The organism is Plesiomonas sp. (genome assembly GCF_051650925.1).
In the GTDB taxonomy this organism is placed as follows: Bacteria; Pseudomonadota; Gammaproteobacteria; order Enterobacterales; family CAMTGL01; genus Plesiomonas.
The window spans coordinates 1-6099 of the sequence record NZ_JBOFRH010000593.1; the positions used below are offsets into that span (position 1 = coordinate 1).

Genomic DNA, 6099 nt, shown 5'->3' on the forward strand with positions numbered 1-6099 from the left:
GTTGTCAGTGATAATAGGTTATAGAGGCTAATCCCGAGCAGGCTGCGGCGTATCATTTGCTCACCTCATTTAATATCTCTTGGTTTAATTGATCAAATTCGCCATTAGCTCGCTGAACATAAATTCCCGTTAAGATGAATGCGGTAAAAATAATACCAACGCCAACGGGAATGCCGCGTGTAATGCTTGAGTCTGGGCTGATGGGCGTTCCTAGCCATGCCGGATCAAAGGCAATTAATAAAATAAACCCTAAATAGCAGGCCAGCATGATCAAAGAGAGTGTCCAAGCAAAGCGTTGACGCTTACGAACTAACTCTTGAAAATGTGGATTACGCTCAATCCGTTGATAGACATTTTCGTTCATGGTGCTCTTCCTTTTTGAACATAGGGTGAACATCGGTTTGTTTTGTTGTTAGGTATTATTGTGCCGCTTCTGTGAGTAGTAGATTTTTCTGCTCGATCAGTCGTTCAACAACACTTGGATCAGCAAGGGTTGAGGTATCGCCTAAGTTACTGGTTTCCCCTGCAGCAATTTTTCGCAAGATACGGCGCATGATTTTTCCTGAACGTGTTTTTGGTAAACCGTCTGTCCAGTGCAATACATCGGGAGTGGCAATCGGACCAATCTCTTTACGTACCCAATCGCGCACATCGGCATGCAGGGCTGCGCTGGCTATTTCACCGCTATTGAGGGTGATGTAAGCGTAGATTGCTTGGCCTTTGATATCATGTGGCACGCCAACCACTGCAGCTTCAGCGATTTTTGGATGTGAAACTAAGGCAGATTCAATTTCAGCAGTTCCCAGACGGTGGCCAGAAACATTCAGGACATCATCAACACGGCCGGTTATCCAGTAGTAACCATCTTCATCACGGCGTGCTCCATCCCCAGTAAAGTACATGCCTTTAAAGGTTGAGAAGTAAGTCTGTTCGAAGCGGTCATGGTCACCAAATAGCGTACGAGCTTGCCCTGGCCATGCGTCAACCAGTACTAGATTTCCTTCACAGATACCGTCTTGGATATTGCCCATATTGTCGACAATAGCCGGTTGTACGCCAAAAAATGGCAGGGTTGCCGAACCCGGTTTGAGGGCAGTAGCCCCTGGTAGTGGGGTAATTAAAATGCCACCGGTTTCGGTTTGCCACCAAGTATCAACTATCGGGCACTGGCTATCGCCAATCATGCGGTAGTACCATTCCCATGCTTCTGGGTTGATGGGTTCACCAACAGAACCTAGTAGACGCAAGCTTTGGCGCGATGTGCCCTCAATGGCAGCGCTACCTTTTGCCATTAATGCGCGAATTGCAGTTGGGGCGGTGTATAGGATGCTGACCTGATGCTTATCAACAACTTGAGCCATTCTGTTAACGTTCGGATAATTAGGTACACCTTCGAACATTAAGGTAGTCGCGCCGTTGGCCAGTGGCCCATACAGCAGGTAGGAGTGGCCAGTTACCCAGCCTACATCGGCGGTACACCAGTAAATATCATCATGGTGGTAATCAAAAATGTATTTGAATGTCATGGCGGCATAGACCAGATATCCACCGGTGGTATGTAATACCCCTTTAGGTTTTCCGGTTGATCCTGAGGTGTAGAGAATAAATAGTGGATCTTCTGCGTTCATCTCTTCAGGTGGACAGTCAGTGGAAGCATCAGCGGTAAGTTCATGCCACCAACAGTCGCGGTGGTTGTGCCATGCAACTGGATTGCCGGTACGCTGATAGACGATCACTTTCTCAACGGTTTTTACTTCTGGATTAGTCAGTGATTCATCAACATTCTTCTTTAACGGTACGCACTTTCCTGCGCGTAAACCCTCATCGGCAGTGATCACCATTTTGGCTTTGCAGTCAATAATGCGTCCTGAGAGTGCTTCAGGAGAAAAACCACCAAATACAACCGAGTGAATAGCGCCAATACGTGCACAAGCCAGCATAGCAACGGCGGCTTCCACAACCATCGGCATATAAATAGCGACAACATCACCTTTACGCACGCCTTGCGCTTTAAGTGCGTTGGCAAATTGGCACACTTGCTGATGGAGTTGTCGATAGGTAATTTTTTTATCTTCAGCAGGATTATCTCCTTCCCAGATAATGGCGGTTTCATTTCCACGAGTGGCAAGGTGTCGGTCGATACAGTTAGCAGAAAGATTGAGTGTGCCGTCTTCAAACCAGCGAATACTGACGTGCCCAGAATCATAGGAGGTATTTTTTACGCTCTGGTAAGGACGGATCCAGTCAACAATCTTGCCTTGCTCGCGCCAGAAATTGTCTGGGTTTTGCACTGACTGGGAGTACATCTCTTGATATTGCTGTTGGTTGATCAGCGCATTGGCTGAAAATTGTGGCATTACCGGATGTAGATGCGTGTGACTCATAAGGCTCTCCTTGGCATTGGTCAATCTCTGGTGTTAATAAAATGTGAACTTAAAGGAGGGCGATCACAATTAGACTTTGGGATGAGAGTCGTTAAGTCGATGCAGTTTAGAAAGTAGAGAAAAAACAGTGCAACCGGTTGCAACAGTACAGGTGCTTTGTCAGAGTACCCCTTTCGATTGTGCGAGGAGTGCGCAGATGACACTGTCATCACCGTTATGGCTGGGTGTGTATTTTTTCACCTATTTCCTAACGTATGGAATTTATTTACCTTTTTGGTCTTTATGGTTATCGGGAACGGGGCAGTCAGCAGAGAATATTGGTCTATTGTTGGGTGTTGGGCTGATAGCCCGTTTTATTGGTAATTTATTTATTACGCCGCGCGTAAAGCACGCTGGATTATTGATTCATGCCCTGCGTTTGCTAGGTGGATTGAGTTTAGTCAGTGCGGCAGGTTTTTTAGTTGGCCAGCAATATGTTGGATGGCTGTTTATCATCATGGTGCTGTTTAACCTGATGAACGGGCCGTTAATTCCGCTGGGTGATGCTCTGGCAAATACCTGGCAGCGCCAGATTGGGTTGGATTATGGCCGAGCCCGGTTGTGGGGATCATTTGCTTTTATTACCGGTTCGACGCTGGTTGGTTGGCTTATCAGTTATACCGATTATCATGCCGCCCTATGGGGGTTATTAGTTGGTTTGGTGGTGATGAACCTTTGTTGGTGGCAGACGCCGACAACTCTTCCGGCAGAGAAAGTGACCAAACAGCAGCAGTCGGTGAGTTTTACAGATGTATTGCGATCACCGGATGTGGTCAAACTTTTGCTTTGTGTGACGTTGTTGCAGGGTTCTCATGCCGCGTATTATGCTTTTAGTACCTTATATTGGCAGGAATTAGGATACAGCACGACAATCATCAGCATGTTGTGGTCAGTCGGTGTGATTGCCGAAATTGCAGTATTTGCTTTTTCGGGCCGCTTTTTTGATAGTTGGTCAATTCGCCGGATCTTACTGCTGTGCGCGGTTTGTGTTTTTGTTCGCTGGGGATTACTGGCCGAAGTGGAGATACTTCCGGGGCTAATTGTTATCCAGCTGATGCATGGAATGACCTTTGCGTTATGTCATGTTGCATCAATTCGGTTTATCCGCGAGCAGCCTGAGAGTCACACTATCCGCCTGCAAGCAATTTATGCCGCACTGGTGACTGGCGGTGGTATTGCGGTGATGACGGTGGTTTCGGGTTATTTATATACGTATTTAGGCAGCAACGTATTTTGGTGCATGGCGTTACTGGCGATTCCGGCCATTTTATTGCGCCCTTCACGTACCACTGCGTAACGCGTTAATGCGTAATAATCTCATTTTCGGATGCGGTTATTACGCATACAATACGGTAAACGCCAAAGGATAAGGCAAAAGCAATGCAAGGATGGATTGTTGTTCCTGTCATACTCGCGTGGTTAGGGCTGCTATTTTTAGTCGCTTGGCTGGGTGATAAGTATTACCGCGGCAGTTCCGCTTGGCGTCCGCTCATTTATAGCTTTTCGATTGCCGTCTACTGCACCTCGTGGACTTTTTTTGGCACTGTCGGTCAAGCCAGTCGCGACATCTTCTCCTTTATTCCTATCTACCTTGGCCCGATGTTGGTGTTTTTGTTTGGCTGGCGAATGCTGGCCCGCATGATCCTGATTGCCAAGCGTGAACACATCACCTCGATTGCTGATTTTATTGCCGCCCGTTATGGCAAAGCTCAAACCATTGGCGTATTGGTTACCTTAATTTCTGTGGCAGGTGTACTGCCTTATATCGCCCTACAGATGAAAGCTATCAGCACGGGTCTCACCATTCTGGCTCCCGACCTGATAGTTATTGCACACTTAAGCAATAATCAGTTGGCACTGTTAGTTGGAGTGGCACTCAGTATCTTTGCCATACTGTTTGGTACTCGTAATATTGATGCGACAGAGCATCATCGGGGCGTGGTTTTGGCCATCGCGTTTGAGTCACTGGTCAAGCTTGTTGCTTTTCTCGGTGTGGGCGTGGGGATTGTCTGGCTGGCCAGTCAGCAGCAAATTAGCTGGCAGCTCCCCGATCATATTTCGATGACACCAACCCATATCGGCAGTTTCAGCATTCACCTGTTATTGGCCATGAGTGCGGTGATCTGTTTACCGCGTCAATTTCATACCACGGTTGTTGAAAGCTCTCAGCCACAGGATTTACATGTCGCCCGTTGGGTATTCCCATTTTACTTACTGCTGATGAGCCTGTTTGTTGTTCCTATTGCCCTGATTGGTGCGGCAGTATTGCCACCGGAAGTACTGCCAGATACCTATGTGATTAACCTACCACTGGCTTTTGGTTATCCCTCATTAAGTATGCTGGCTTTTTTAGGTGGTGCGTCAGCCGCGGCGGGCATGGTCATTGTATCGAGCATCGCATTGGCAATTATGGTCAGTAATGATCTGATTTTACCGCTGTTACTACGCCAGCAGCGTTTCTCACACCGAACGTATCCGCAATTTTCGGGCTTATTACTGAACGTTCGGCGGATCACTATCGCCGTATTGCTATTGTTGGCGTGGGCCTGCTATTTGGCCATTGATCAGATCCCCGCACTGGCAGATATCGGCTATCTTTCATTATCTGCCGTAGCCCAATTTTTACCGGCCCTGATCGGCGGGTTATATTGGCGACAGGGCAACCGAAAAGGTGTATATGTCGGGTTAATCAGCGGTTTTTTACTCTGGTTACTGGCTCTCGTTGGGCAGACCAACCTGCTGGCTGGTACGGCGGATAATAATATTTTACTGCGTATCATCACACCACCTGCATGGGCGCTGACCGATTCACTAAGTCTAGCTGATTGGGGGGCTCTATTAAGTTTAGTGATCAATGCTGGGCTTTATATTGTCGTTTCACTGATGACCCGCGCATCAATTAGTGAGCGCTTACAAGCTGCCAGCTTCATTGGTTTACCCACTCAAGAGAGCGATACGCATACTCTGTACCAAACCCGCGTGACGCTCGAAGAGCTTGAGACCTTAATCGCTCGTTTTTTAGGGCAATTTCGGGCCCGTCGAGCGTTTATGCGTTTTGCCGATCAGCGCCAACAAGTCTTTACGCCAAGTGCTTTTGCCTCCGCCGAGCTTATTCGCCATAGTGAGCGCTTACTTGCGGGTGTGTTCGGTGCATCCTCAGCCCGTCTGGTTCTCTCTTCTGCCTTGCAGGGGCGCGATATGCAGCTTGAAGAGGTCGCGACCATTGTTGATGAAGCCTCTGAATTATTTGATTTTTCACGTACCTTGCTGCAAGGCTCTATTGAGCATATCGATCTGGGGCTCAGTGTTATTGATAAACAACTGCGGCTTGTTGCATGGAACCGTCGTTATCTTGAACTGTTTAACTTCCCGATTGGATTGATCCACGTAGGTAGGCCAATTGAAGACATTATCCGCTATAACGCACAGCAAGGGTTATGTGGCCGAGGCAGCATTGAAGAGCAAGTCCGCAGACGGGTAGCACACATGCAACAAGGTAGTGCACACCGCTCTGCCCGCCGCCGGCCGGATGGCCGGGTCATTGAACTTCAGGGCAACCCGATGCCGGGTGGCGGGTTTGTCATGAGTTTCACTGATATCACCCCCTTTATTGAAGCTGAAAATGCATTGCGTGATGCCAATGAATCCCTTGAAGCGCGAGTACAAGCACGTACCC

At 48.0% G+C, this 6099-nt stretch carries 4 protein-coding genes; 2 read left to right on the forward strand and 2 right to left on the reverse strand.

Features of this window, described 5'->3' with window-relative positions:
• Positions 1–52 precede the first annotated feature (52 nt).
• On the reverse strand, positions 53–364 hold the full coding sequence (locus tag ACRC27_RS14150) for a DUF485 domain-containing protein (protein ID WP_438623675.1): 312 nt from the start codon (positions 362–364) through the stop codon (positions 53–55).
• 55 nt (positions 365–419) lie between these two features.
• Positions 420–2384, reverse strand: a complete 1965-nt coding sequence (gene acs / locus ACRC27_RS14155; RefSeq protein WP_438629548.1) for an acetate--CoA ligase — start codon at positions 2382–2384, stop codon at positions 420–422.
• 196 nt (positions 2385–2580) lie between these two features.
• Between acs and ACRC27_RS14160 the strand changes: the two genes are divergently transcribed.
• Both ACRC27_RS14160 and ACRC27_RS14165 read left to right on the forward strand, forming a co-directional pair.
• The gene (locus ACRC27_RS14160) at positions 2581–3720 is read left to right on the forward strand and encodes a 3-phenylpropionate MFS transporter (RefSeq protein ID WP_438640173.1); all 1140 of its coding nucleotides are present in this window, start codon (positions 2581–2583) and stop codon (positions 3718–3720) included.
• Positions 3721–3803: 83 nt separating this feature from the next.
• A partial coding sequence (locus ACRC27_RS14165) for a PAS-domain containing protein (protein WP_438640174.1) occupies positions 3804–6099 on the forward strand: 2296 nt, incomplete at its 3' end.